This window comes from Prochlorococcus sp. MIT 1303 (assembly GCF_001631965.1).
Taxonomy (GTDB): domain Bacteria; phylum Cyanobacteriota; class Cyanobacteriia; order PCC-6307; family Cyanobiaceae; genus Prochlorococcus; species Prochlorococcus marinus_D.
Map to the genome: position 1 here is coordinate 39,993 of NZ_LVHK01000035.1, position 24,739 is coordinate 64,731.

General features: G+C 51.7%; 26 protein-coding genes. 15 read left to right on the plus strand and 11 right to left on the minus strand.

Going from position 1 to position 24,739, the window contains the following annotated elements; translation table 11 throughout:
* Position 1 precedes the first annotated feature (1 nt).
* The 6 genes from secD to PMIT1303_RS03485 all read left to right on the plus strand — a co-directional run bounded on the left by secD (position 2) and on the right by PMIT1303_RS03485 (position 6,276).
* Positions 2 to 1,489 carry a protein translocase subunit SecD gene (gene secD, locus PMIT1303_RS03455; RefSeq protein WP_063397560.1) on the plus strand — a complete coding sequence of 496 codons (1,488 nt, stop codon included), beginning with the start codon at positions 2 to 4 and terminating at the stop codon, positions 1,487 to 1,489.
* Between the two features lie 3 nt (positions 1,490 to 1,492).
* Positions 1,493 to 2,572: a protein translocase subunit SecF gene (secF, locus tag PMIT1303_RS03460; protein ID WP_063397529.1), complete on the plus strand. Its 1,080-nt coding sequence runs from the start codon at positions 1,493 to 1,495 to the stop codon at positions 2,570 to 2,572.
* Positions 2,565 to 2,825 carry a hypothetical protein gene (locus tag PMIT1303_RS03465; RefSeq protein ID WP_011129994.1) on the plus strand — a complete coding sequence of 87 codons (261 nt, stop codon included), beginning with the start codon at positions 2,565 to 2,567 and terminating at the stop codon, positions 2,823 to 2,825. The genes secF and PMIT1303_RS03465 overlap by 8 nt, the downstream gene beginning before the upstream one ends.
* 1,196 nt (positions 2,826 to 4,021) lie before the next feature.
* Positions 4,022 to 4,261: a Nif11-like leader peptide family natural product precursor gene (locus PMIT1303_RS03475; RefSeq protein ID WP_063397531.1), complete on the plus strand. Its 240-nt coding sequence runs from the start codon at positions 4,022 to 4,024 to the stop codon at positions 4,259 to 4,261.
* A gap of 524 nt (positions 4,262 to 4,785) precedes the next feature.
* The gene (locus PMIT1303_RS03480) at positions 4,786 to 5,859 is read left to right on the plus strand and encodes a class I SAM-dependent methyltransferase (protein ID WP_063397532.1); all 1,074 of its coding nucleotides are present in this window, start codon (positions 4,786 to 4,788) and stop codon (positions 5,857 to 5,859) included.
* Between the two features lie 96 nt (positions 5,860 to 5,955).
* Entirely contained in the window at positions 5,956 to 6,276 is a 321-nt protein-coding gene (locus tag PMIT1303_RS03485; protein ID WP_063397533.1) for a hypothetical protein, read from the plus strand.
* Positions 6,277 to 6,293: 17 nt separating this feature from the next.
* Here the strand turns inward: PMIT1303_RS03485 and PMIT1303_RS03490 are convergent, their stop codons facing one another.
* Positions 6,294 to 6,566, minus strand: coding sequence for a hypothetical protein (locus PMIT1303_RS03490; protein ID WP_074159195.1), 273 nt, complete (start codon positions 6,564 to 6,566; stop codon positions 6,294 to 6,296).
* A gap of 54 nt (positions 6,567 to 6,620) precedes the next feature.
* Here PMIT1303_RS03490 and PMIT1303_RS03495 point away from each other — a divergent pair, with 54 nt between their 5' ends.
* Positions 6,621 to 6,875: a DUF6439 family protein gene (locus tag PMIT1303_RS03495; RefSeq protein ID WP_063397535.1), complete on the plus strand. Its 255-nt coding sequence runs from the start codon at positions 6,621 to 6,623 to the stop codon at positions 6,873 to 6,875.
* Positions 6,876 to 7,054: 179 nt separating this feature from the next.
* Complete coding sequence (locus tag PMIT1303_RS03500; protein WP_063397536.1) at positions 7,055 to 7,360, plus strand: DUF3104 domain-containing protein; 306 nt, start codon at positions 7,055 to 7,057, stop codon at positions 7,358 to 7,360.
* A gap of 629 nt (positions 7,361 to 7,989) precedes the next feature.
* Here the strand turns inward: PMIT1303_RS03500 and PMIT1303_RS03505 are convergent.
* Positions 7,990 to 8,484 carry an ATP-binding protein gene (locus PMIT1303_RS03505; RefSeq protein WP_063397537.1) on the minus strand — a complete coding sequence of 165 codons (495 nt, stop codon included), beginning with the start codon at positions 8,482 to 8,484 and terminating at the stop codon, positions 7,990 to 7,992.
* Between the two features lie 64 nt (positions 8,485 to 8,548).
* Complete coding sequence (locus tag PMIT1303_RS03510; protein WP_063397538.1) at positions 8,549 to 9,265, minus strand: GUN4 domain-containing protein; 717 nt, start codon at positions 9,263 to 9,265, stop codon at positions 8,549 to 8,551.
* A gap of 39 nt (positions 9,266 to 9,304) precedes the next feature.
* Here PMIT1303_RS03510 and mnmH point away from each other — a divergent pair, with 39 nt between their 5' ends.
* From mnmH to PMIT1303_RS03530, 4 genes are read left to right on the plus strand one after another with little or no spacing between them, the layout of a single operon-like run.
* A complete protein-coding gene (gene mnmH, locus PMIT1303_RS03515) occupies positions 9,305 to 10,405 on the plus strand; it encodes a tRNA 2-selenouridine(34) synthase MnmH (protein ID WP_063397539.1) in 1,101 nt (366 codons plus the stop codon).
* 25 nt (positions 10,406 to 10,430) lie between these two features.
* Positions 10,431 to 10,784 carry a photosystem II reaction center protein Psb28 gene (gene psb28, locus PMIT1303_RS03520; RefSeq protein ID WP_011826271.1) on the plus strand — a complete coding sequence of 118 codons (354 nt, stop codon included), beginning with the start codon at positions 10,431 to 10,433 and terminating at the stop codon, positions 10,782 to 10,784.
* A gap of 33 nt (positions 10,785 to 10,817) precedes the next feature.
* The gene (locus tag PMIT1303_RS03525) at positions 10,818 to 11,900 is read left to right on the plus strand and encodes an AI-2E family transporter (RefSeq protein ID WP_063397540.1); all 1,083 of its coding nucleotides are present in this window, start codon (positions 10,818 to 10,820) and stop codon (positions 11,898 to 11,900) included.
* Entirely contained in the window at positions 11,897 to 12,898 is a 1,002-nt protein-coding gene (locus tag PMIT1303_RS03530) for an AI-2E family transporter (RefSeq protein ID WP_063397541.1), read from the plus strand. Before PMIT1303_RS03525 ends, PMIT1303_RS03530 begins: the two co-directional genes overlap by 4 nt.
* Positions 12,899 to 13,491: 593 nt before the next feature.
* On the opposite strand, the gene glnA is transcribed toward PMIT1303_RS03530, so the two are convergent.
* On the minus strand, positions 13,492 to 14,913 hold the full coding sequence (glnA, locus tag PMIT1303_RS03535; protein WP_063397542.1) for a type I glutamate--ammonia ligase: 1,422 nt from the start codon (positions 14,911 to 14,913) through the stop codon (positions 13,492 to 13,494).
* Positions 14,914 to 15,485: 572 nt separating this feature from the next.
* On the opposite strand from glnA, the gene PMIT1303_RS03540 reads away from it, so the two are divergent.
* Complete coding sequence (locus PMIT1303_RS03540) at positions 15,486 to 16,670, plus strand: alanine--glyoxylate aminotransferase family protein (protein WP_063397543.1); 1,185 nt, start codon at positions 15,486 to 15,488, stop codon at positions 16,668 to 16,670.
* Here PMIT1303_RS03540 and PMIT1303_RS03545 read toward each other — a convergent pair.
* Complete coding sequence (locus PMIT1303_RS03545; RefSeq protein ID WP_011826279.1) at positions 16,612 to 17,103, minus strand: nucleoside deaminase; 492 nt, start codon at positions 17,101 to 17,103, stop codon at positions 16,612 to 16,614. The two genes, PMIT1303_RS03540 and PMIT1303_RS03545, sit on opposite strands and share 59 nt — an antisense overlap.
* 102 nt (positions 17,104 to 17,205) lie before the next feature.
* On the opposite strand from PMIT1303_RS03545, the gene PMIT1303_RS03550 reads away from it, so the two are divergent.
* Positions 17,206 to 18,618 carry a pyridoxal-dependent decarboxylase gene (locus PMIT1303_RS03550; protein ID WP_063397544.1) on the plus strand — a complete coding sequence of 471 codons (1,413 nt, stop codon included), beginning with the start codon at positions 17,206 to 17,208 and terminating at the stop codon, positions 18,616 to 18,618.
* Between the two features lie 87 nt (positions 18,619 to 18,705).
* On the opposite strand, the gene PMIT1303_RS03555 is transcribed toward PMIT1303_RS03550, so the two are convergent.
* The 4 genes from PMIT1303_RS03555 to PMIT1303_RS03570 form a co-directional block, all read right to left on the minus strand.
* Complete coding sequence (locus PMIT1303_RS03555) at positions 18,706 to 20,304, minus strand: YcjF family protein (RefSeq protein WP_063397545.1); 1,599 nt, start codon at positions 20,302 to 20,304, stop codon at positions 18,706 to 18,708.
* Complete coding sequence (locus PMIT1303_RS03560) at positions 20,301 to 20,660, minus strand: carbamoyl-phosphate synthase subunit L (RefSeq protein WP_231901284.1); 360 nt, start codon at positions 20,658 to 20,660, stop codon at positions 20,301 to 20,303. The genes PMIT1303_RS03555 and PMIT1303_RS03560 overlap by 4 nt, the downstream gene beginning before the upstream one ends.
* A gap of 207 nt (positions 20,661 to 20,867) precedes the next feature.
* A complete protein-coding gene (gene lspA, locus PMIT1303_RS03565) occupies positions 20,868 to 21,365 on the minus strand; it encodes a signal peptidase II (protein WP_063397546.1) in 498 nt (165 codons plus the stop codon).
* The gene (locus tag PMIT1303_RS03570; RefSeq protein WP_063397547.1) at positions 21,362 to 21,934 is read right to left on the minus strand and encodes a biotin transporter BioY; all 573 of its coding nucleotides are present in this window, start codon (positions 21,932 to 21,934) and stop codon (positions 21,362 to 21,364) included. The genes lspA and PMIT1303_RS03570 overlap by 4 nt, the downstream gene beginning before the upstream one ends.
* A gap of 56 nt (positions 21,935 to 21,990) precedes the next feature.
* Here PMIT1303_RS03570 and PMIT1303_RS03575 point away from each other — a divergent pair, with 56 nt between their 5' ends.
* Entirely contained in the window at positions 21,991 to 22,230 is a 240-nt protein-coding gene (locus PMIT1303_RS03575; RefSeq protein WP_063397548.1) for a DUF3148 domain-containing protein, read from the plus strand.
* Here PMIT1303_RS03575 and PMIT1303_RS03580 read toward each other — a convergent pair.
* Together PMIT1303_RS03580 and PMIT1303_RS03585 are read right to left on the minus strand one after the other, a co-directional pair.
* On the minus strand, positions 22,227 to 23,594 hold the full coding sequence (locus PMIT1303_RS03580; RefSeq protein ID WP_063397549.1) for a pitrilysin family protein: 1,368 nt from the start codon (positions 23,592 to 23,594) through the stop codon (positions 22,227 to 22,229). The genes PMIT1303_RS03575 and PMIT1303_RS03580 overlap by 4 nt on opposite strands.
* A complete protein-coding gene (locus tag PMIT1303_RS03585; protein WP_063397562.1) occupies positions 23,498 to 24,694 on the minus strand; it encodes a pitrilysin family protein in 1,197 nt (398 codons plus the stop codon). Before PMIT1303_RS03585 ends, PMIT1303_RS03580 begins: the two co-directional genes overlap by 97 nt.
* Positions 24,695 to 24,739 lie beyond the last annotated feature (45 nt).

Here is a 24,739-nt window from a genome sequence, read left to right on the forward strand (position 1 = left end):
GATGGCACGTCAACAAGGCTGGTTTGCGCTCATTCTTGCTCTTGCCATTGCGGCAGGTTCTGTCACTGCAAGCTTTCCGCTTGAGTTGGGCCTTGATCTTCGTGGTGGCAGTCAGCTCACTCTTGAAGTGCAGCCCGCTGGTGAGATAACTCGCGTGAAATCGGAGCAGCTAGAGGCGGTCAAAGCTGTTTTGGATCGTCGCGTCAATGGCTTGGGTGTTGCCGAATCCACCCTGCAGACCATTGGTGACGATCAACTGGTGTTGCAGCTTCCAGGAGAACAGGATCCCACCAGGGCTGCCAAGGTGCTTGGCGAGACGGCCTTACTTGAGTTTCGAGCTCAAAGACCTGGCACAGAACAGGAGGTTCGCGGCCTTCAGCGCCTAAAACGACAGGTAGAGAGCATTCTCAAGTCCAAGCAGGAGCGTGCGATATCTGGAGAGTCTCCCTCTGATGATGAACTCGACAAACAGCAACTTGTTGAAGCGCAGCAGGCCTTTGGTTTGCAAGGCAGTGTTGGCAGTGAGGTCGAGCAGCTGGAACAGTTGAATGAGAAAGTCAGCATCAAGATCGCTGAACTCTTCGAGCCCACGTCCTTAACCGGGAAGGATCTGGTCACAGCTGGGCGTCAGCAACAGCAGAACGTTCCTGACAGCTGGGAGGTGACACTTAGCTTCAACCGAGAAGGCGGAGATCAATTCGCCGAGCTAACACAATCAATTGCTGGCACAGGTCGTCTACTTGGCATCGTTCTTGATGGAAGGTCGATCAGTGAAGCCAGCGTCGGGGAACAGTTCAGAGCCGCTGGCATTACTGGTGGTGCGGCCACGATCAGCGGTAATTTCAATGCTGAAGATGCCCGCGACCTGGAAGTTCAGTTGCGAGGTGGTTCGTTGCCATTACCAGTAGAAATTCTCGAGGTTCGAACCATTGGTCCCACCCTTGGTGCTGAAAACATTCGCCGCAGCTTGATCGCAGCGCTCTCTGGTCTCGCCTTGGTGGCTGTTTTCATGGTGGTTGCTTATCGCCTTGCGGGCTTGGTGGCGGTGTTGGCATTGAGTCTTTATGCCCTGTTCAATCTCGCTATGTATGCTCTGATTCCTGTCATCCTTACCCTGCCTGGGATTGCGGGTTTCATCCTCAGTATTGGCATGGCAGTGGATGCCAATGTGCTGATCTTTGAGCGTGTCAAAGATGAATTGCGGCGTGGAAACACCTTGATTCGCTCGATCGAGACTGGATTTTCCCAGGCTTTGTCGTCGATCGTTGACGGCCATCTCACCACTCTGATTAGTTGCGCAGCGCTCTTTTTTCTGGGTACGGGTTTGGTTAAAGGTTTTGCCGCCACCCTCGGCATCGGTGTTGTGCTCAGTTTGTTTACGGCATTGAGCTGCACTCGCACTCTGCTGCGTTTTTTGATGGGCTATCAGGCTTTGAGGCGCCCTACCAACTTTTTGCCTGCCAAACAGTTGCCTTCTTCTCTCGCCTGATCCATGGCTGTTTCATCATCTTCAGGAACTCGTCAACGCCCACTGAGATTTGAACTTTGTCGTCAACGACGACGCGTTTGGGGAATCTCAGGCCTGTTTGTGGTTTTGAGTTTGGTGGGATTGATCCTCTGTTGGCTGAACCCTTCGATTGGTGCTCCCCTTCGTCCAGGACTTGACTTCACTGGTGGAACTCAAATCCAGCTGGAGCGCAGCTGTAGCAAGAGCTGTCAGTCGCTGAAAACCACAAGTGTTGAAGAGGTTTTGGGGGCTCTTCAGTTACCCGCTGACAAAGACAAGGTTGCTCCAAACCTCTCACGAGCCAGGGTTCAGCTTCTTGATGGGGGTCAGTCTCTGGTCTTGAGGTTGCCCTTCCTCTCTGCTGCTCAGGGGCAAGCTGTCATCAAGGCAATGGATCCTGTAGCGGGTCCGTTTCAGAGTGGTGGTCAATCGGTCGACACCATTGGCCCAAGTCTGGGAGGCCAATTGCTGCGCAGCAGCTTGATTTCTCTTTTGGTGGCGTTCACGGGAATCGCTATCTACATCAGCCTCCGTTACGACCGTCGATATGCCCTTCTGGCCCTTGTGGCCCTTGCCCATGACGTGATCATTGTTTGTGGGATATTCGCTTGGCTGGGCCTGTTGATAACGCTTGAGGTGGATAGCCTCTTCGCTGTAGCGCTGCTCACCATTGCCGGCTACTCGGTCAATGACACTGTGGTGGTCTTTGACCGGATTCGTGAGCGCAGTCGTGAAGACAACTCACTGCCACTGACGGAACAGGTTGATCGTGCCGTATCCGCGACCCTCACAAGGACCCTCTACACCAGCGGTACGACCCTGCTGCCTCTGCTCGCTCTGATCCTCTTTGGCGGTGCAACGCTCTACTGGTTTGCGGTTGCACTTGCTCTTGGAGTGGTGGTTGGTAGCTGGTCGAGTATTGCTCTAGCCCCTTCATTGTTGAGCCTCTGGCAAGGCAGTGGTCCTCCGGCAGGGCCTTTACCAGCCCCTGCTGCTGCTCCACAACCGCCGTTGTCTTCCTCCCAGCCTCCGATTGAGGGAGGAGATACGATTTCAAATGGCTGAAAGGGCCCGCTCCCGTGGCCTATCTGGCGATCGTTGGTTGCCCGTTCTTCTTTTGGGTCTGTCTCTCTGGGATTTACGAACAGAGTTTCTCTTGCTCTGGGAGCATTTCACCTTTACACAGTTGATTTTTGCTGTTCGCCATCACTGCCTTGCTGTGATTGTGCTGTTTTGCAGTCCTTCGCTTTGGCGCCGATATGGGGTCTCGCGGCGGCGTTCAGATGCCGGCGGCAACATTAAAGGGCCAATTGAATGATGCAAAGATTAAGGCTTGGATGATCTATTCGCAAGGTTATTGATACGACTTAGAATTCGTGTTAGCGAGTTAAGAAAAGGAATAATGTCCTCAATCAAAAGACTGATTTTGCGACCTTTCATCTCACTATGAAGGCTCCACTGTTGGCAACTGTTTTCCAATCATTATGCTCGTTGCCCCATTGAGTTGGGCCGGCAGTATTACCGCTGAATCAATTGGAGTCAGAACAACGCCATCGAGCGAGCCTGGCTGCAAATACATGCAGATGCAACGGTCAGTGGGGAGAAGTACACCACAATCGAAGCCGGGCTTGGCAACACTCGTTATCGCTGCAGAGTGCACTTTACCGATCCTCAATGAAGAGAAACTAATGTTATCTGAAATCGCGGTGATTAGTTCGGGTTGAGATCATTAAGTTGAGCAGGAAGAAGGCATAGATAGCAATGGCAGTTTCAGCCTATGCCGCTGTATTCATCGTTGTGCAAGGCAGCTAAAAGGTTCCCTTCGATGATTTCTATTTCGGCTTAGCTGCTCAAGTAGGTTTTGATCCCCAAAGGTGTTAGCCAGTCAACTGCCGATCTGACTTGCCAGCTTGATCCATGGGGCCCGTGGGATGCACCTCTGCAAGAGATGGCCTCTCTCATGAAATCAGCAAGGGCGGCTTCTGCACTGATGGGCTTGTGTAGCCATTCAGATCTGGCTTGAAAGCAAAGTGATGAATGGAGTTGACAAGGCGATACTGGCGCGCTAGTACGTCTGTACTGCTTCCAATTCATGTCGCCTGTTTCGTCTCCATATGCCACCTTCATAGCTGAGGATTGGTTGGATGCATCACCTCAGCCAATTTCTCAGTGCGCGAGAATGGTTAAGGACAAGATCCACAAGCGCCTAACTGCAAACGTTTCTCCTGCAACCACAAGAATAGGAAATCAGCCCCAATGGTGTTCTTTCATTCAAGGCGACCTATTTCAGGACAGCATTCAGCATTGAAAAAGGGATGAACTCCACAGAAGCTCAACTACAGGGCTTTGCAGGAAGCTAAACAAACCAGGTTTGCACTATTTCTAAGCACATCGGCCAGCCAAACAGGCTATCGATAGCAAAATTCTCTGTAAACATGAATGACTTATATGATTCTCTTCGAGATTATTTCCCATTTATAGTAAAATAATTTTCTTCTTCATTCTTTGATCGACATGCCAGAGGAGGATCTGAAAGCGTTGCTTTCCAAAGTTGCATCAGATCCGGTGCTTCAGCAGAAGCTTGAAGCACAACGTGTTGACACTCATTGGTTTGTGGTGCTTGCCAAAGAAGCTGGATTCTCTATCACAGTGGACAACCTCAAAAAACAAGCTCAGGCTTTAGAAAGTAAGGACCCTCAGCAAGCTGATGGAGTGCTGAATAATCAAACTACAGATGAGCGTCCCTGGCTATAAAATTGTGGACGAGTAGCAATTTAAACTGATCTGGCCAAAGAACCTTTCGTGAGATGATTCCTCTCTTCATTGCTTCTAATATCAACTGAATACTCTCTGTATAAGTTTGCAAAGGCATTCATTGCAAAGCATCAAAGACATTGTTGATATGGCCTTTCATTTGCATTATTCTTTAATATCAAGGCCTGTGCCTTTAAGATGCATTTAGATCGCCAATCTTCTTTCTAATAGCATCAATCACAAAGGCCAATTGATTAGCAACAAATCAATAGATGCTTCCAATGATTAATACGAAATATCCTTATGATTAGGCCTTTAGCCATTGGTCATTCTTCGTAACTTGATCCTGATCTGTTGGATTAATCAACAAGAAATTAGGCTCAAAGCAATCACAAGCGAAAGCTTCGCGAAGCATTTCATATGCATTGTCATAGATCCTTAATTGAATAGGCAAGGCTTATAATCTGAGATCTCAGCAATTGCAAGGCTGATCCGCTGACATAGAGCACACCCAAATCAGGTTCATGGCGCAGCCAAGCCTCACCAAGTTCGCTTATCAAACCCTGCAGCAGAGCAAGACTCTTGCGGGCCTGGCCCATAAGGAATTGAGCACAAAGCTGATGGAATTGCTGGCACCTGATGCGATGCCAAGCATTGAACCGATTCCGCGAGAATTGCTGATGGAGCTGCGCAGCTCAATGTCAGCTCTCGAGCAACTTGACTGGCATGAAGCTGAACAAGGCATTTATCCAAAAACGCAGCTCTTTGAAGCTCCGTGGTTGGAATGGGCGAGCCGTTACCCCTTGGTCTGGTTAGATCTTCCCTCGACATGGCAGCGGCGCAAGGCACGCAATATTCATGATCTGCCAAACGATGTCGATTCAGAGATCTATCCCGATTACTACCTGCAAAACTTTCATCATCAAACCGATGGCTATCTAAGCGACCACTCTGCAGAACTTTATGACCTGCAGGTAGAGATTCTCTTTAACGGCACTGCAGACTCCATGCGGCGCAGGGTTTTAGCGCCTCTCAAGCGCGGGCTGAAACGCTTCCAAAGCCGCAGCTCCGCCAGTCTTCGGGTGTTGGATGTCGCAACTGGAACCGGTCGAACCCTGCAACAGATTCGCAGCGCCCTACCCAAAGTTGAACTGCTGGGGTTGGATCTATCAGCAGCTTATTTACGTGAGGCCAGCCGCTCGCTCAATAGCCGCAATGGAGAACTCGCGCAACTGGTGCGCGGTAATGCTGAACAGCTGCCGTTTGCTGATCAAAGTGTGCAAGGCATCACCTGCGTTTTCCTGTTTCACGAATTACCGAGCTCGGCCCGGCAAAATGTTCTTGACGAATGCTGGCGCGTGCTCGAACCAGGCGGAGTTTTGGTCCTAGCAGATTCTGTACAAATGGAAGACTCGCCCAAGTTCATCCCTGCCATGGAGAACTTCCGGCGGATATTTCATGAGCCGTACTACCGCGATTACATCTCCGACAACATTGAGGCACGTTTCCAAGCAAGCGGTTTTGAGGGCATTGCTGCCGAGTCTCACTTCATGACACGAGTTTGGACTGCTTTCAAACCGCTCCAAAACAACGCTTAAGCGGGTTTCCTGACACTCGGTAGTTCAATCGAGTCTCACAAATAGGGTGCTCTTGTTAGATGCAAAATCCGGTGTATTTTTTCCTGAAGGGACAACATGAGTAATCCCTTTCAACTGCGGTGGTTACAGGGCTGGACCTTCCAAATTGTCTTAATGGAAGGCAAAGTGCAAGTCGAGGCTCAAGGGTTTGGAATTTGCCTGCGAACGGCATTACTTCACGGTGAAAGCCCATCAGCCGCTGCAGACCGACTGGTCCTTGCAGAAGATCAACGACGGCAATCTCTTCGTAATGCTTGGATGCGCGGTCAACAGACGTCAAACCCTAGCGAGATGCCACTGCCTCCTCTGGAGCATGCCATTCCAGATATCTCTAAGTCACTTGTAATAGTCGAGCAGGATCTACTAACAGCCGTTTGATCTGAATTCAAACGCAATTACCCGCTCTGGCTGAGCCACCAGCCAAGGGCAACTCCAGGTCCACCCCAACGCAGGGCCCGCCAAATCCACTCGCCAGACGACTTAGGCCGCAACCATTGCGCTGAAGGTATTTCCAGTATCTGAAGCGCGAGCTGCCTCCTCTGTTTGCTCCGTCTTGCTGCAAGCATCTTGGGAGATCTTTTCAGTCTGTCCTGGCGCTGCCCCAAAAGCATCAGCCTTGACAGCCCATGCAGCCAACGGAGTCGAACCTGACGTGGCCGTATCACCATTCAGATGGCTTTTGCTATCACAAGCAAAATAGACCAAGTGATCCGCTGATAAAGATGGGAATCAAACAAGCTGAGTGGCCAATTGAGGTCCAACGCCAGGCCATGGAGCTTCATGCTCGGTTAAGCCTCAATGATCACAACTGGCATCAACAAAAAGGAGATGCCGACCGCAGAGCTGCAGAGCTTCTTGCTGGAGCCTTAGTCCAGCTGCTTCAAGGTGGAGAACGCTCTGATGTTGAGGCCCTTACCGATCAAAGCCTGCGCTGGCTAAGGCGCGAACTGAAAGCTCCTGGTTGCGGCAGGGATTAAGACGGTTGTTGCAACAGGAATGGCCTTTGCAGCAATCGCCCTAATGCTCACGCAAACCTGCATCAGAACTTCCCATTCATGCCGCTGGCTGGGCCTGCAGCGATCGAAGCAACCCACAATCACTCAACCAGGCAAAGCGCTACAACTATGCTAGGACAGGCGTACTAGCATAGTGCAGGTTGGCGTCGCTAGCGAGGGCCACAGAAGTAGGTCCAGGCTTTTTGCCAGAGGAATCAATCTTCCTTGCTGTTACTTGTGGAGATGTGGTGATTGTTCAAGACAATCAACGGCATGCGCCTGAGAGTTGGTGGATGGGAGAAGTGATTCATATTGTCTCTGGAGCTAGAGGCCCTGACCCGTCCCTATTTCAGGTCGCTTGTATTGATACTGGTGTAATCAAAACAGTCAATGCTGATCAAGTCACAAAGGTGGTCCGATCAGTTAGCTCTCAACATCAACAAAATGCATGTGTTAGTGAGAAGTGAGCACCTTGACAAAACAGCAGGCGTTATGACTTTATCGCTTATAAAGAGCAGAAAATAAGATGAAACAACGTTGGATCAATTTGCTCATGATATAGAGGGCATCATTGTAAAAAACCTTGGCGGATTAAATCATGAAGGCGCTATTTCATGCTGAATGACCAAAATTTTACTTAGACTCTTTTTGAATTCATACAACTCTATGGAAATGATCATAGAAGAGATGATTGCTTTACTTTTTGACGATGAGGATTAACAAAAGCAAGGCTTGGATAGAAAAAATAGTTCTCTGTTTGAAAATATTGACAGATCACTTGTCGACGTCAAGCTTACTTTCAAGAAGTCCACTAAGTCCATGCTTGGTCTCTATGAAGAAAAGCTTTCAGTCGGCTAGAGCATTACAGCAAATACCGATTGGCTGGAGGCAAGGCCTGCTTCAAGTAGAAGTGGTCTATCGATGAATGAAGCTGTTCAAGCGCTGAAATGCTAATTAAAAAGTGAGAATCATGTCGACACTACTTACGTTGTCAATTGAAACAATGAATGGATACACGTTCTTGCTTGATTGTTAATTAGATGGTGAATACATCTCAGCTTCGCTTCTAATTATTAGTTCATATGATTGATAACATTCAAGTTTGTACGCTGTCAGCAGTGTTAAGTGCTTTAGGACGTCGACACGCTAGCTGTAAGCGATTGCCGCGCTGGCTCCAGCGCACATCATCAAAACACTGATGAATCAGAAACATTCCACGTCCACTATTGGCTTCGAGTTGAGCTGGAAGGCAACCAACTCGAGCATTGAGCGGTACACCGATCCCTTCATCCTGGATCTGCCAAATCATCCAGTTAGGCGTAAAGATTCGACGAACTCGCAGAGATTTGCATGGATCTCCGCAATTGCCATGTTGCACTGCATTCACCAAGGCCTCCTGCAATCCCAGCTGTAGGCGATAGCTGGTGTCCTGACAAGCAACAGGTTCAAGCAGGATCTCCAGCAAAGGAGTGAGCTGCAGGGTTGAAGGAAGAATGAAATCAGCCCAACGAAACAGCGGGGCAACCCCCTGGGGGCTAACGCTGAATAGAAGCCTAGAAGCTGCCCGTGACCAGGAAGGCATCAGGACCATTCAGACCTGTTTTGACCATAACCGTTCGCGTGCTCTAGGCCGGTGACTCAAACTGAAATCTGCTCTAACGGCGGGCTGCAAGTGATGGATGATGCAACACCGCATCCATTAAGCGCACACCCCGTAGCTGATTAATTAACGGCATATGCCCCTCAGGGGCAGAGAGAGACCAGGTAAAGGAGCCTGGATAACGTGTCCATGTTCCCTCATGTTTCCAACCAATACGAGTCCAGAGACTGTGATATCTGCCATCGAGAGCGTTCAGCAAGCGCGCTTGGGTCGTAAACCCAAACCTTCCTTGTGAATATGCAGTCCAGAGACGATCGATTGTGACCAGGTCGAGGCCATTGATCGCATGCACCTCACTGAAGTACACGTAACCGCGCTGCTCGGCTCCAGGTCCTGCGAGCTTGCGCAGCGTTGCACTGGTGAAGCGATCAGCCTCCTCAAAGTTTTCGGCTAGTAGGTCACGCTGCAAAGGCTCATAGTCGATACCCACAGCTGATGGGGTCGAGAACCAGCCACTCGACTCACTACTCAACAGGCTGGGCAAAACCTGCGGCTGATGACGCTGAAAAACCTGCAGAATCCATCCTGCAGCCCAGTCGTCTCCCTCTGGGTCAAAAGAGGCAAGAGCTGCTTGAGCTAATGCAGCCAGCTCTTCTGCCCGTTCTTCAATCGTTTTAACCAAGCTGAGCCGTTGACGCTTTGAACCACTGGTGAATCGTTCCAGTAGTTCTTCAACGCTCTGGTTGGTGGAGGGGGGGGGACCGGAGATCATGGATCGAAACCGGCTCTTCTGGCTCGCCGCTGGCCCACTATGTCAGGAATGGGTACCCATACTCCTTACTCGATCGAAAGATTCCGTCAGGCCAATGGTCCGGTTGTGGACGTTCGCAGTCCAGCTGAATTCAATAAGGGGCATTGGCCAGGTGCGATCAACCTTGCTCTCTTCAGCGATGAGCAACGGGCGGCGGTCGGCATCACTTACAAAAAAAAAGGTCGTCAGCAAGCGATCAAGCTAGGTCTTGAGTTCACAGGTCCAAAGCTGTCAGGTCTTGCTGAAGCCCTGGCGAAACTCAGCAGAGATCCAACCACTGAATCAGAAGAGGCCTCTGCCTCTGATCTACGCATTTACTGCTGGCGAGGAGGCATGCGCTCCGCGAGTGTTGCTTGGCTAGCGGGTCTTCTGGATCTCAAGCCTGTGCTTCTGGAGGGTGGATACAAGAGCTATCGGCGATGGGTGCTGCAACAATTTGAGCAAACCTGGCCTTTGCGATTACTCGGTGGACGAACAGGCACGGGCAAGACTGATCTGCTCATTGCCATGGCACAACGGGGGGTCGCGGTAGTCAATCTTGAAGGTTTGGCGAACCATCGGGGCAGCAGCTTTGGTGGGTTGGGCTTACCCCCACAACCAAGCACTGAACATTACGAAAATCTCCTTGCCGAAGATTTACAGCGCTGTCAAAACAGTTCTGCTGATGAAATCTGGTTGGAAGCGGAAAGTTCACAGGTGGGTCGCTGCAGAATCCCCCGAGCACTTTTCCATCAGATGCAAATGGCACCAGTGCTGGAGATCAACCGTTCACTTGATGAACGGGTTGCTCAACTGGTTGATGTCTATGGCCAGCATGGCCGTGAGTCTTTGCAGGAAGCAACCCAACGCATCAGCCGCCGTTTAGGCCCACAGCGCACACGACAGGCCTTGGATGCAATCGCTCTTGAGAACTGGGACCAAGCCTGTCGCGCCATGTTGGATTACTACGACCGTTGCTATGACTACGAACTAAGCAGGACCCCTCAAAGACAAAGCGTGGATCTTTGCGGACTGAACACAACCAAAGCCGCTGAGATGTTGATTGAACGAGAGCTTGTCAGATCAAGCCCCAAGCCACAGCTGGTTATGAGCTCAACGTAAGATCCATATCGTGTCGTAGAGATCAATGGCTAAAGCGAACAAAACTGCGGCAATTCAGTTCATACGTGGTGTTGATGAACCTGTCGTTCCCGACATCAAACTCACACGCAGTAGTGACGGCCGTACCGGCAGAGCTCTTTTTGTCTTTGATCAGCCAGAAATCATGGCTCCGGAAACGTGGGCAGGTATCACCGGCATGTTCATGCTCGACGAAGAAGGCGAACTCGTCACGCGTGAGGTGAATGCACGTTTTGTGAATGGCCAACCAAGCGCACTTGAAGTCACCTATATCTGGAAATCAGAAGAGGATTTTGAACGCTTCATGCGTTTTGCCAAACGCTATGCAGCTTGCAACGGTCTGGGCTACTCCCAAAACTAAGGCGAGAATGCAAAGGCTGCCGCCTGAAGACGGGTGAAATTCTCCCAATGGCTTGCTCTGGCTGCACTGATGGCTGCGGGTGTGCTGTTTTGGAGCCTTAGAGAGGTGCTGATCCACCTCTTTGCAGGCGTTGTTCTTGCCATGGCTCTCTGCACTCTGGTGGGTGAGCTGCGCTCAAGGAAACCCATGCCTCGCAGCATGGCCCTCCTGATCTGCTTAGTCGCGCTTGTGCTTGTTGTGAGTATGGCGACCGCCATTGTGGTGCCCCCCTTTACAGAGCAATTCCACCAATTGCTTTTACAACTACCTTCAGCAGCTAAGGAACTCTGGAAGCTGGCTATCGGCGCCATCAACCAAACCTCTGCAATGGTCTACGGAGTTAACAACAGCAAGGGTGGCTGGGAAGAACAGCTGTTTGCAAATGGGTTAAACGCATTACCAGATGGTGCAAGCTTGGCCTCAGGAGTGAGGGAAGGCCTGCAAGGCCTTCTGGGCCTTGCAGGCAACCTCGGCAGCGGCTTGGTGCAACTCCTGTTTGTGTTGGCGATGAGCTTGATGGTGGCGGTGCAACCGACGGCATACAGAGATGTAGCCATCTCGTTATTGCCTTCGTTTTATAGGCGACGAGCCCGCTCGATCCTGAGCCAATGCGGAGATGCGCTGAGCAGCTGGATGGTGGGTGTACTGATCAGTTCCTTTTGCGTGGCCCTGCTTGCAGCAGTCGGCCTTTCACTACTTGGGATCAAGCTGGTGATGGCGAATGCCTTGCTTGCTGGGATGCTCAACGTGATCCCAAATGTGGGGCCTACCTTGAGCACGATCTTTCCGATGTCGGTAGCGCTACTTGATGCACCCTGGAAAGCAGTCGCTGTGCTTGGGCTGTATGTGGTGATTCAGAACCTGGAAAGTTATGTGATCACTCCATCAGTGATGCATCACCAAGTGAAATTGTTGCCTGGGCTGACTCTCACAGCCCAGTTTGTATTCACAGTGGTGTTTGGTCCTCTCGGCCTGCTGTTGGCGCTGCCACTCGCTGTAGTGCTGCAAGTGTTGATTCGCGAGGTGGTCATCCACGATTTGCTTGATCCCTGGAAGAAAAAGCGATTGGCGCCATGAATGCCCGCACCCTTCTTGTCGCACTCACTCTGGTGGTGCTGGCTTTGCTCACCTGGCAGTTGCGTTGGGTGTTGTTGGTGCTGTTTGGAGCAGTGGTATTAGCAGTAGCACTTGATGTCCTAATTGAGAAACTTCAGGACCACCTCTCCTGGCCTCGTCCCCTTTCGCTAGCAGTGGTGCTGGTAGTGCTGCTGCTTGGTGGTGCCTTGGTTTTCCAGCTGCTGGTGCCTGAGTTGATCACCCAGGTTCAAGAGTTGGGCAACCTCGTGCCCACCCTGATGACCAAGCTGAAATCGATGCTGGTCAGCAACCCGCGACTGATGAATCTGGAAGAGTCTTTTGCCGAACAGTTCAGCTGGGATCGGATCCAACCCTTGGGCTCGCAATTGCTTGGTGTTGCAGGCGGGGCCGCCAACAGCCTGATTCAGTTGTTGTTGATGAGCCTGCTGGCTGTCTTGCTAGCGCTAGACCCTCTATCCCATCGTCAAATGGTGATTGCTGCAACGCCTCGGCCTGCGCGACAGGAGATGGCTGAATTGCTTGATCAATGCCGTTTGGCTCTTGGTGGCTGGCTGGCTGGGATGACAATCTCAGCCAGCAGCGTGTTTGTGCTCACTTGGGCAGGGCTTGCACTGCTCAAGGTTCCTCTGGCCCTATTGAGTGCATTGGTCTGTGGCTTACTAACCTTCGTCCCCACCATTGGGCCAACGGCCGCCTCCCTGCTGCCATTGGCCATGGCCCTGCTTGTTTCACCCCTACTAATGCTGCAAGTGCTGGTATTGCGGCTGATTTTGCAGAATCTTGAGGCGTTTTTGCTCACCCCGCTGTTATTGCGGCGTACGGTCAACCTGCTTCCCACCGTGGCATTAATGGCTCAACTGAGCTTGGGCGCCTTATTGGGTTTACCAGGGGTGTTGTTGGCTCTGCCACTTGTGGTGGTTTTGCAAGTGGGAATGGAGCAGGTGGTTGTTAAACAGATCATGGATCGTTGGTCATAATCATCCAACTATGTTCGTTTGATATTAGGCCGCCATTCATAGACAGAAATCAGAATTAAAAGCAATTTGAATAACGTCAACCCAATCGGCAAGATCTATCCTTTCTCAAATGCGAAATAGCGCTCTTGTGAACTAAGCTGAGGATTCACTAGCGTCTTTTGCCAGTGATTAAAATGACTCTTATTCTTAATAATGAGAATCGCTTGAATTTAAGAATAAGAGCTTACCGGATTGCCCTTCATTAATCAGTGCAAACTCATGAAATTAAATCCATCTAAAAGTCTATTTTACTGAGCACTTGCCATTACATCTAGAAGGTTTCCTATTGAGATGCTATTGCTTTAAATCACGCCTTCTCTTTTTATGTTCACATTTGATTTCATGCATGTTTGGTTTCATACTTTTTAGCCATTAACCTCTAATCTCTTTTCATTGTCAAAACGCCTCGGAGAAAACTTTTCATGGAACAAATCACGACTCCCTGTATGCTAGGCCATGAAAAAGTCCCCGCTTGGCTGCGGGGACTTGAAATTAGTTGAAACGAATAACTTTCCCTATTTATTTCAAACAGCTGGTGGTCTTTTTACCCAACCTCATGCGTCGTAATACATGGTGAACTCATGGGGATGGGGCCTTTGGCGCAATTGCTGCACCTCTTCGTATTTGATGTCAATCCAGTTATTAATGAAGTCTTCAGTGAAGACTCCCCCTTCCATGAGGTAGTTCTTGTCTGAATTTAACGCTTCGAGCGCACCATTAAGTGAAGCTGGCACTGTGGGGATGCTGGCAAGGCGTTCTGCTGGTAGTTCAAATAGATCCTCATCGAAACCATCGCCAGGGTCAATTTGGTTTTTAATGCCGTCAACCCCCGCCATCATCATTGCGCTGAAAGCTAGATAAGGATTGGCCAAGGCATCGCCTGGGCGGAATTCAAGACGCTTGGCTTTCGGGTTTGGGCCAGTGAGCGGAATGCGAACAGCTGCAGACCTGTTGCCCTGGGAATAAACAAGGTTTACAGGAGCTTCAAAACCTGGCACCAAACGCTTGTAGCTATTGGTTGTGGGGTTGGTAAAAGCTAGGAAGGAGGGAGCATGCTTAAGGATGCCACCGATATACCAGCGAGCCGTCTGTGACAAGTTGGCGTAGGTGCCTTCTCCAAAGAAGAGGGGCTGGCCTCCTTTAAAGAGGCTCTGGTGAACATGCATCCCGGTGCCGTTGTCGTTGAAAACCGGCTTGGGCATAAACGTTGCCGTTTTGCCGTACTTACGTGCAACATTCCTAACGATGTACTTGTAAATCATCACGTTGTCCGCAGCTTCAATCAGCTCAGCGAACTTCATCCCCAATTCATGTTGGCCAGCACCAGCAACTTCATGGTGGTGCTTCTCCATCGGGATTCCTAATTGCCCCATCAACAGCAGCATTTCGGAACGGATGTCCTGAGCGGTGTCGTTGGGTGGGACCGGAAAGTAGCCCTCCTTCAGTTGGATCTTGTAGGCAAGGTTGCCGCCTTCTTCGATGCGACCGCTATTCCAAGGGGCCTCAATCGTGTCAACGCTGTAGAAGCAACCACCTTCACCGGAGTTGTAGCGGACGTCGTCAAAGATGAAAAACTCTGGCTCAGGGCCGAAAAAGGCTGTATCGGCTAGGCCGGTGCCGGCTAAGTAACCGAGGGCTTTTTGGGCAAGCGCCCTGGGGCATCTGGCATAGGGCTCGCCGCTACGAGGTTCCCGAATGGAACAGATCAAGCTAAGAGTCTTGTGGCGATAGAAGGGGTCGATCCAGGCCGTACTGGCGTCGGGAACCATATCCATATCTGATTCGTTGATGGCCTTCCATCCACGAATGGAAGATCCATCGAAAGCCAAGCCATTAGTGAAGGCTTCCTCATCAATCAAGTCCGAACAAACGGTGAGGTGCTGCCACTTGCCGTGCAGATCAGTGAACTTGAGGTCGATCAGTTCAATGCCCTCGTCCTTAATCTGGCGGAGGACGTCTTGGGGTGATTTGCCCATGGCGAAGATGAGGCCGAGTCGGCGATAAGAGAGCGACCGTAATCAGCCGCATGGCCTTCTTTTTGTAGCAACAGGTACCTTCTGCTGAAGCCTTGTTTTCTTTCTGGGTGGATTCCGTAACCGTTTCTGTCAGCTTGAGCTGATCTAAGCCTGGGAGAGCTTTATGGCTGGATCACTGATTTTGATTGGTTAGCTTCGATATCCCTCAACTCGTCCAAGTCGTCCAGTCGTCCTCAATGGCTGATCTCATCACAGGGTTGATTGGTTGCTAAGACAATCTTCTTTCAGCCTTCGCTCGATCTGCATCAACGATTTTGAAGCCTGCTTTCAGTCAATGGGGATCAGTATTGAGCCAATGACGGATCAGGCATCAAAGGGGCTTTACCAAACGAGCTAGTGTTTTTGACTTACTACCCTTCTGCTGCCAAGAGATTCGAAAAAAAAAAATCAGTATTTTTTCATTGCTGTCGTTATTGATTGACCTGCTTGCTTGCCGTTGCAATCCCTCAAAAAAAGTCCCGGGGATGAAGGTTGACTGCTTAGGCTCTAAACAATTGAACTAACCAAGGGCCTTGGCGACGACGCAAACCCTTCCCCAGGTTGACCAATCTCATAAGACGGTTCTCGAACCGATTGCCACGCCTACCCGCTTGCTGTTTGGGCCTGGACCCTCAAATGCCGATCCCAAGGTGCTTCAGGCACTTGCGCGCTCTCCGATTGGCCACCTTGATCCCCTTTATCTGGAATTAATGGGTGAGGTTCAGGAGTTGCTCCGCTACACCTGGCAGACCGACAACCGATTCACACTGCCGATGAGCGGTACTGGTAGTGCTGCCATGGAGGCGACCTTGACCAATACCGTTGAACCTGGTGACACGGTATTGGTTGCGGTAAACGGTTATTTCGGCAATCGCCTTGCCGATATGGCTGGTCGATATCGAGCCAATGTTCAGTTGATTGAAAAACCTTGGGGAGAAGCCTTTTCCCTTGCAGAGCTAGAAGCAGCTTTGATCGAGCATCGCCCAGCAATTCTGGCTCTAGTGCATGCAGAAACATCCACTGGCGTTTGTCAGCCAATGGATGGTGTCGGCGATCTTTGCCATAAGCACGATTGCCTTTTACTGCTAGATACGGTCACCTCCTTAGGGGCTGTGCCGGTTTTTCTGGATCAATGGAAGGTCGATCTGTCTTACAGCTGCAGCCAGAAGGGGCTCAGCTGCCCTCCTGGTCTTGGTCCTTTCACCATGGGGCCCCGTGCCGAAGAGAAGCTTGCGGCCCGTAGTGGCAAGGTGCCCAATTGGTATCTAGACGTTTCGCTGCTTAATCAGTATTGGGGAAGCGACAGGGTTTATCACCACACTGCGCCGGTGAATATGAACTTTGGGATGCGTGAAGCCCTGCGATTACTTGCGGATGAGGGCCTTGAAAACGCTTGGGATCGTCATCGCTGCAATGCCGAAGCGCTCTGGGCAGGGCTCGAGAGTCTTGGTTTGGAGTTGCATGTACCTGAAGCCTTGCGTTTGCCCACACTCACAACTGTTTGCATTCCTAATGGAGTGGATGGCAATGCCTTCCGCTTGCATTTGCTGAATGAGCACGGCATTGAAATCGGCGGCGGCTTAGGAAGCCTGGCTGGCAAAATCTGGAGGATTGGCTTGATGGGATACAACTCCACCCCTAAAAACGTTGAGCTGTTGCTCAATCTGTTCGAGTCAGAGTTACCTCGTTTTCGTGAAAACGTTGCCGTTGCTGCTTGAACCAGGCTTCTAGCTGCTGCCTGGCTTCAACTTCCATCACACCGCCTAGAACACGCATTTTATGATGCGCACTGGGGTGGTCCCCCAGATTGATTGTGCTACCAAGCCCGCCTCGCTTGGGGTCGTGTGCAGCAAAGATCACCTGGCCCATGCGCGCTTGTGTTAGGGCTCCCGCGCACATCGGGCAGGGTTCCAGAGTGACAATCAGGGTGCAGTCATTAAATCGCCAATCACTTCTGAGCCAGGCCGCCTGTCGGAGTGCGATCAGTTCTGCATGGCCTAATGGATCACGTCCTCGATGCCTTTGGTTGCTGCCATGGCCGATACAGCGGCCGTCGGCGTCCAGTACTACGGCACTCACAGGAACTTCTCCAAGACCGCCGAGTTGTTTTGCTCGAGTCAGTAGCCGCAACATCCAACAGCGGCATTGCATGTTGGTTAGTTCAACAGGTTTCGCTAAAGGCACCGCTAAGTGGCAGCTCCTGATCAAACAATGCCATCAGGAGGGAGAATGGAACTTGTATGACGAGCGTTTTTGGCTGGCACTCCCCAGATAAGGCCGACTGCGACCTTGGCGCCCTTTGCCAAGCCTGACCGTTTCGATCCAGAACTGCAGACTTTTCTGGAGCAGGCCAGTGCTCGACTTTGTCAGTGGTTCGCAACAGCAAGCAATCGAGGCCCCTTACCAGCGCTGAGTGCTTTGCCTGATGTGGCGCCGCCTCCTCAAGGTCTTTCAGTTGATGCCTTGCTGGACGATTTGCAGTTGGTGATGGAAGGGGCTTATCAGCCTTCCCATCCAGGTGCTTTGGCTCATCTCGATCCGCCTCCTCTAACGGCATCCATCGCTGCCGATTTGATCTGCGCAGGACTAAACAACAATCTTTTGGCCGAGGAGTTGTCACCAAGTCTTTCGCGTTTAGAGCGAGAGATGTGCCGCTGGTTTGCTGAGCGCTTGGGACTGCCGTTGACGGCTGGTGGTGTAGCAGCCAGTGGTGGCAGCCTCAGCAACCTTATGGCGATGGTGATAGCTCGCCAACAAGCAGATCTTCAAGATGATCCCAGGGCGGTGGTGCTTGCAAGTGTCGACGCTCATGTGTCGCTCGCTAAGGCCATTCGAGTCATGGGATTGGCTAGCGATGCCTTGCAGACGGTGCCTGTCGATCAAGAGGGCTGCATGAATCTCGATGCCCTAGAGCATCAACTGAAGGCTCTCCGCGCAGAAGGGAGACCATGCTTAGCCGTTGTGGCGACAGCAGGCACGACTGTCCAGGGAGCTGTAGATCCCTTGGTGGCGGTAGCAGAGCTATGCAGGCGCGAGCGGGTCTGGTTGCATATCGATGCAGCTATTGGAGGGGTCTTTGCTCTAGCAGCAGCCACTGCTTCTGTGGTTGAAGGAATCTCTCTAGCCGATTCGATCACAGTGAATCCTCAAAAGTTGCTTGGGATCACTAAAACATCATCCCTATTGCTAGTCGCGAACCAATCCCATCTTGCTTCAGCCTTCTCGACTGGCTTGCCCTATATGGAACCAGCCTGGGGAGACGGTCATGGAAGTGAAATTGGCCTTCAAGGAACTCGGCCAGCAGAGGTGCTCAAGCTTTGGTTGGGTCTGCGTCAGCTCGGGGAGCAGGGAATTCAGAGCTTGCTGGAGGGGGCAATTCAGCGTCGTCAATCTCTCGCGCGTCAACTCGATGCATCCAGGTTCATTCTTCTCAGCGGACCATTGCATCTCATTGCCTGTACCCCTAAAAACGCCGATGCAGATCAAGCCTCAGCCTGGTCATTAGCAACTCGGCAAAGCTTGCTGGAACAGCAGTTGATGGTGTCAAGACCCTTGCATCATGGTCGTCATTTCCTCAAGGTGGTCTTGGGCAACCCCCATACGCAATCGATTCATCTCAATCGGTTGGCAACTCTGATGAATCAATCTTTGCTGGGTTTGCGCTAATGGCTTCATCACCCCCGCGAGGTCGCTGGGTGGCGATTATCACGACTGTTTTATCAGTAGCGATTGGATTGTTCTACCTGGCTTTGATCACAGTTCTGGATGCCCGTGGTCCGATGCGTCCGCCACCCCCCGAGGCCCTGGGCGTGGCGGGAGCTGTCGCCGTTTCTCCCGCTGTAGAGGCTCCACCACCCGCCGCAGGGCTGTCGTTAGAAAACGTTCCAGCGAAGATTCTCGTCGGTTGAGATCGTAGTGACGTTGAACCACTTCCTGCATGCCGCCATCCCCCCAGTCTTGATCCTGCTGGAAGTAGGTCATGAAGCTCGCTCCCGCAACGCGTGTGAGCCAAGCAGCAGCGACCCCTTGTACCGCTCGGCCCAGCAAAAGGGTGGGCAAGTTGACACTGAGAGCTGTGCCGATGATCGCCACTCCACCTTTAACAATGCCGAGTCCTGCCAAAGTGCGACCTACTGATACCGCCAGTTCTTGTGCTCGGTTGCGAGTGAGTTGAACTCCATAGACCCGGGCGACCTCCATCACCATTTGGGCATTCACCGCTGCCGTCCCCAATAGATCCACTCCTGGGAGGGGGGTTGCAGCAACGACACCACCACTGATCCAGCTGTAACGATCAACACACTGACGCGCTTCATGTTGTCGTTGTCGATCCAGCAGCTGGCGACCGGCATCTCCCAGATGGCGACATTGCAGCAGAATGTTGTCTGCCAGTAGTTCTTCACCATCGGCGTGTAGCACTGACGCAAGGCGCCGCAGCAGGTTGTCGACCTCAGCCAGAGGCTGCAAAGGTCGTTTGCCGGGACGCGGCACTGACTGGGGTGCAGCGCTACAGGAGATCACATCTTCAGCTTCAAGCAAGCCCTTGCATCGCCCTCGCAACTGCGCCAACAGCCGTCGCTCCTCTTCTTCACCGCGTAGATCGCATTTATTCAGAACCAGGAGCAATCGTTTGCCCAGATTGGCGAGGCTACTGATGACCTCCAGCTCTGAAGCGCGTAAATCACAGTCCACAACCACAACCATCAGGTCAGCTCTACTGGCTCGTTGCCTTGCTTCCTTCTCTCGGCTTAAACCGGCTCTGCCTGCTTCAAGAATTCCTGGGGTGTCAGCCAATTGAAGGCCTCGATCAAGTCCCTTTAAACGCAGTCGATAAATCTGGCTACTGGTTGTGGATCCCATGGGTGCACCAACCTCACCCACCATTTCGTTCAGGAGTGCTCGGATCAGGGATGTCTTGCCGCTGGAACCAGTACCGAACACCACCACCATCAGATCACCACGGGCCAGTTCATCAGCCACCCTTTCTCTCTCTTGCTTAAGCCCTTCTCGAGTGACATCGTCTTGGAGGCGTTCGAGCAGGCGATCAATGCTTTCAAGACTTTGCTTGGCTGCTTGATGACGGCTACTTGGAGGGGAAAGGGACCGTTGATTGTTTTGAGCAGTTTCTAAGTTCTGACGCTTAAAAGCCTTCCACCAGGGCCATCCAACTTGATAGATCATCAAGATGATGAGGCCTGCTGTTAGTAACAACACCGGGCCTAGCAACCAGGGAGGTAGGAGGTAACTCAAATCCCAGAGCAGGTTCCTCACCACTTGCACTAGAGCTCCGATGACGAGCAAGACCACCAGCGCGCAGGCGGTCCATAGGAGCAGCCGCTGACGGGAGATCATTTGTTTGTCATGCTTCCGCTGGCCTGCAGGTTGAATGATCTTTGACCAGAGAGACAGCGTCTGGGGTCTGGAACTATTGGCATCATTGCTGAGCCAGAGAGCAAGAATTTGTATCCGCAAGGCTGATGGCCGATCAATAGCAGATCTCTGGCATTGATGATTGTGCCGGTCTTGCCATCTTCCATATCACCAAGACACCTATTGCACTGGTCCAGTTCATCACCACCATTTAAAGCGTGGTCTGAATCTGCCCAGACCAGCAATTTTGATGCTTTCGCTCGCTGTATGCAGGAATGAGGTGGATAGGTCATTCGATCTTTGAGGATCGTGAAATCTTGATTTGATCGGCGTCGCATCATTCCAGCTCTTAGCCCCTCCTCCCTCACCAACAAGCTGCATTGGTGGGTTTGAGATCATCTAGAGACCAATGCTTGTCTTGATGATCAAGTAAGGCAAGCTCCATCTTTTCGTTTCCACTAAAGCGGCAGCTATCGCTTTAAAGAACAACTTTTCGATCGGGTTGACTGATCTGATCGATGATCACTCCAGTCATCGCAGACCGCTTATTTGTGTTGTTGTCCATGGCGTCTTGTCAAGGCATCGATTCCGAAGCAGATCACGGCCAAATTGATCGCCACATCAGCTCCATTGAAAATCGGAAAGTCCACCGGTACAAGTTGCAGAAAGTCGGTGACGTGCCCTAGACGCCATCGGTCCAAGCCATTGCCGATGGTTCCGCCGAGCAGAAAGGAAACGGCAAGGCCTTGCCATATCGGCATCTGTCCTGCTCTCCATATCCAGACCATCAAACCAATGGTCACAGCCAGGCTGAGCAGCCCTAAGAGGAATGTTGCTCCATTGAAAAGATTAAAAGCTGCGCCTGTATTGCTGATCAGACGCAACTCCAATAGCCCAGGAACAAAAGGGAGTACGAAGCCTGAGCTGAGTTGTTGACGGGCCCAGCTTTTGCTGATCTGATCAATCAGCATCAGCAGGATGCTGATTAGCAGCATTGCCCGGCGTGATAATTGACGTTGCTTCAGTATTTGAGGTTGATTCATTCAACAAACAGCAGATGTCGCAATGGCAAAGCAAGTACTCCAACGCCTGCACAGAGGACTAGTTGAGCGGGTAGGGGGCCAAAGGTATAGCTAAATAGCAGTTCTGGAATGCGATCAGGCCATTGGTATAGGGCAGATCCGAGAAGCAGATTGAGTACGCCGCAAAGTTGAAGCATGATCAGCCCCGCGATTGCTGCAATAGTCAGGCTCAGTACATCATTCATGCCTGGTTGCTGGGCCAGACGCCCACTGAGCCAGGCAGCTGGAACGAATCCAGCCAGGTAGCCAAAACCTGGTGTCAGCACATAATTGAGGCCTCCACCACCATGAAATACGGGTAGGTCAACGAGGCCAATGGTGAGATAGGCAACTGCAGCGATGACTCCAGCACGCGGACCGCATACGAGTGCACACAGCAATAGAGCTGGCACCTGCCAAGTGCTTGGGAGCGTTAACACGTGTGGTTGTAAGTCAAGGCCAGGCAAGAGCAGCGCAGCAGGGATCAACCCTCCTACAAGGATCATCATCAGGCCGGCGAGGGCGCCGCTCCAGGTAGCCAGGGCTCGCACAAAGGGTTTTCAGCTTGCTCCATCCTGCAGTAGGAGAGTGGCATTGCTCATTTCTCATGGAACCGGTTATTGGTCAACAGGTCCGTTTAAAAGTGCCCTTGCCGTATCTAAAGACCGCGGATCCCATGCCAATGCTACGGCCACCGGATTTGGTCTCCCCAGAAGAGCTTGGCGAGATCGTTGGCCTGCGAGCCAAGGACATGGCTGTTGTGCGATTTCGTCATGGCAGCTTTCTGATCCCACTGGATCGGCTGGTCTTTGACCTTTCAGATGTTGATGGCGCAAAGGGGGATTAGGAGCTTTGAACCACTTGCTGCTGCCAGTCCTTGGCAAGGATTTGAAGGCTGGTTTCTGGGCCACAGAGACTTAGCAAGGGCATTCTTAGATGTCGTTGAGCTGCCTTTTGCAGAGCACTTCCGTCAAGATTTTTGATTGTCTCCAAGCTGTGCTGGTCATAGTTGCCTGGCAGCCCTAGTCCCCGCAACTGGGCTCGGCGTTCTGCCCGTTGTCCAGTGGTTTGAGCTCCATGGGCGAGTTGACCATGGAATTTTGCGCGTGCCAGTTCAATGTCTTCTTCTGATATCGCTTGCTGGCTGAGTTCCCACCAGCTGTCTAGAAGCAACTGAAGGGTGTGTTTTGCCTTGTCTTCGCTTGTCGAGGCATGTAATACAAATGGAGCGGCACACTTACGTACCGGGTGATGAGTGCCTACGTCGTAGGCCACCCCGTGTTGCTCTCGTAGACGCCTGAACAGCAAGCTCGACATGCCTAATCCCAGGTGGCAGTTCAGTAGACGCAGTGCCAGATCGTCTTCATGGCCATGAGCAAGGGTTGGCTGTCCAAGCATCATGACCACCTGACTTGTAGGTTCAGGCTGAAGACAAATGTTGGATTCGATCTGAATGTTCTCTGTTGGAATCTTGCTCGATTCAGACTTTCTCTCTTGCTGAGGTGGCTGATTGGGCCAGCGCTGGAAAGATTCCATTACCCCCAGCCGCTGTTCAAGATCCTCTGGAAGGGTCCCAGCAAGGGCAAGCACAGGTGATTGTGCTGTTAGCCCGTCGATGAGCGAAATTAATTGCTGACGACCAAGTTGGTTGAGGTCCTCGCTAAGGCCAAGGGGATCGTGGCCGTAGGGGCCACTGCCGTAAGCCATATGCCGCCAGCCGTCAAAAGCCAAGTGAAATGGGTCTTCTCTTTGTCTTTGCAAGGCCTGAAGACTGAGATCCCTTTCCAGCGTTACTTGACTTGAATCCAGATGCGGATCAATCAGCATCCAGCCAAGTAAATCAAGGAGTCGTTCGGCATCACGATCTGCACATTTGAGGCTAATTAGCAATCCGTCTTCGTGGGTATCGCAGCGCAAACCTGCCCCGCAGCCTTCAACGAGATCGGCGAGAGCAAGGTGGTCATAGGGTCCACAGCCCCTGGTTAAGAGGGCTCCGAGCAGTTGATGAACTCCCCGTTGCCCTTTTGGGTCAGCACCACTGCCGCCTCTAACCCAGAGCTTGGCGGCGATAACTCCCGGTGCGGCGATTGGATCTAAAACCACATCAAGAGGATTCATTCGTCTGCTTCCATCGGTCTGGCAACAAGGGTGAAGCTGCGCTCTGGTTGCAGCAATGGAAGCATTTGCTCGAGAAGTCGAGTCGGCGTCCATGCAGGCAGGTGATCAAGTGGTGCCAACAAGGATTGAGGACGATTCCAAAGAGCTTGATTCCCTGCCAGGCCGGCTACTTGACTAGGAGCTTCAAGGCTGAAACAGAGTCCATTTGAAACCAGTTGGCTAGCTCGTTCGATCTCCTGATTCTTGGGTGTTGATTCGAGGCTGGTCTGCAGTAAATGGTGGATTTCCTTTTCCACCCTGTCCAGCTGCTTCTCGTTGCAACATGCTTCTAGCAAAACAAGGCTGCCTTGTTCCAACACGGTTACATCCATATCGATCGATTCCACGATTTGCAATTCCTCTCTGAGGTGATGCACCAGTCGACTGCGACGTCCTTCCGCAAGCAGGGTGGTCGCCAGGTCAGCTCCCATCACCATTTCTTGGTTTGAGGCAGGGGGCATCGGCCAGGTCATCAATAGCCGGGTGGATTCCAACCTGGGGACTTGAATCTCTCGTCGCCCTTTGTGGAAGCTGAGAGTTGGAGAAATCGCAGGATCAATTTCCTCCATCGTTTGGTGATTCAACTCAGCCAGACGGCTGTTGTTCAAGATTTCTTCCAGGTCTATAGGAATGGCACCCGCAATTGCTAGGCAACAGTTCGGGCCTCGATAGCGGCGGCTGTGGAACTCCCTCATTTGCTCGGGAGTACTTGTTTTTAGGCTTGCTTCAAAGCCAAGGATGGCTCGGCCGTAGGGATGATCTTCGCAGCATGCTTCGAGAAGCTGTTGGAGGACTTGATCATCCGGTTGATCTCGATATTGGGCAATTTCCTCCAATACGACATCTCGCTCCATCGCATAGGCCTCTGAACGCAGAGCTGGAGTCAGAACGAGATTGAGCAGTAGATCAAGTGCTGCCCTGGCTGCCGTTGGTGGTACAAGAACGTGAAAGTGGACGTCATCGAAACCTGTGGCGGCATTGCTGCTGCCTCCAAGCGCTTCGATTTTCCGATCGAATTCTCCAGCCTCCATCTGTGAACTTCCCTTGAACACCATGTGTTCAAGAAAGTGGGCTAGTCCTTCCTCTCCTTTTTGTTCACTTGAACTACCTGCTTTACACCAGAGGTCTAAACAAGTCAGTGGTGCATCTGGCATGGATGCCACCACGCAGCGGGTCTTGTTGTTTAGAGCCCAGTGTTG

Bases quoted from the DNA above. Each gene is read 5' to 3' on its own strand.
- PMIT1303_RS03490 (WP_074159195.1), bottom strand. From the start codon at position 6,566: ATGGTGATACGGCCACGTCAGGTTCGACTCCGTTGGCTGCATGGGCTG.
- PMIT1303_RS03555 (WP_063397545.1), bottom strand. From the start codon at position 20,304: ATGATCTCCCGTCAGCGGCTGCTCCTATGGACCGCCTGCGCGCTGGTG.
- glnA (WP_063397542.1), bottom strand. From the start codon at position 14,913: ATGGGCAAATCACCCCAAGACGTCCTCCGCCAGATTAAGGACGAGGGC.
- mnmH (WP_063397539.1), top strand. From the start codon at position 9,305: ATGTCAGGAATGGGTACCCATACTCCTTACTCGATCGAAAGATTCCGT.
- secF (WP_063397529.1), top strand. From the start codon at position 1,493: ATGGCTGTTTCATCATCTTCAGGAACTCGTCAACGCCCACTGAGATTT.
- secD (WP_063397560.1), top strand. From the start codon at position 2: ATGGCACGTCAACAAGGCTGGTTTGCGCTCATTCTTGCTCTTGCCATT.
- PMIT1303_RS03575 (WP_063397548.1), top strand. From the start codon at position 21,991: ATGGAACCGGTTATTGGTCAACAGGTCCGTTTAAAAGTGCCCTTGCCG.
- PMIT1303_RS03545 (WP_011826279.1), bottom strand. From the start codon at position 17,103: ATGCAATGCCGCTGTTGGATGTTGCGGCTACTGACTCGAGCAAAACAA.
- PMIT1303_RS03505 (WP_063397537.1), bottom strand. From the start codon at position 8,484: ATGGTCCTGATGCCTTCCTGGTCACGGGCAGCTTCTAGGCTTCTATTC.
- PMIT1303_RS03585 (WP_063397562.1), bottom strand. From the start codon at position 24,694: ATGCCAGATGCACCACTGACTTGTTTAGACCTCTGGTGTAAAGCAGGT.
- PMIT1303_RS03480 (WP_063397532.1), top strand. From the start codon at position 4,786: ATGGCGCAGCCAAGCCTCACCAAGTTCGCTTATCAAACCCTGCAGCAG.
- PMIT1303_RS03560 (WP_231901284.1), bottom strand. From the start codon at position 20,660: ATGCGACGCCGATCAAATCAAGATTTCACGATCCTCAAAGATCGAATG.
- PMIT1303_RS03465 (WP_011129994.1), top strand. From the start codon at position 2,565: ATGGCTGAAAGGGCCCGCTCCCGTGGCCTATCTGGCGATCGTTGGTTG.
- PMIT1303_RS03485 (WP_063397533.1), top strand. From the start codon at position 5,956: ATGAGTAATCCCTTTCAACTGCGGTGGTTACAGGGCTGGACCTTCCAA.
- PMIT1303_RS03495 (WP_063397535.1), top strand. From the start codon at position 6,621: ATGGGAATCAAACAAGCTGAGTGGCCAATTGAGGTCCAACGCCAGGCC.
- PMIT1303_RS03475 (WP_063397531.1), top strand. From the start codon at position 4,022: ATGCCAGAGGAGGATCTGAAAGCGTTGCTTTCCAAAGTTGCATCAGAT.
- PMIT1303_RS03530 (WP_063397541.1), top strand. From the start codon at position 11,897: ATGAATGCCCGCACCCTTCTTGTCGCACTCACTCTGGTGGTGCTGGCT.
- PMIT1303_RS03510 (WP_063397538.1), bottom strand. From the start codon at position 9,265: ATGATCTCCGGTCCCCCCCCCTCCACCAACCAGAGCGTTGAAGAACTA.
- PMIT1303_RS03580 (WP_063397549.1), bottom strand. From the start codon at position 23,594: ATGGACGCCGACTCGACTTCTCGAGCAAATGCTTCCATTGCTGCAACC.
- lspA (WP_063397546.1), bottom strand. From the start codon at position 21,365: ATGAATCAACCTCAAATACTGAAGCAACGTCAATTATCACGCCGGGCA.
- psb28 (WP_011826271.1), top strand. From the start codon at position 10,431: ATGGCTAAAGCGAACAAAACTGCGGCAATTCAGTTCATACGTGGTGTT.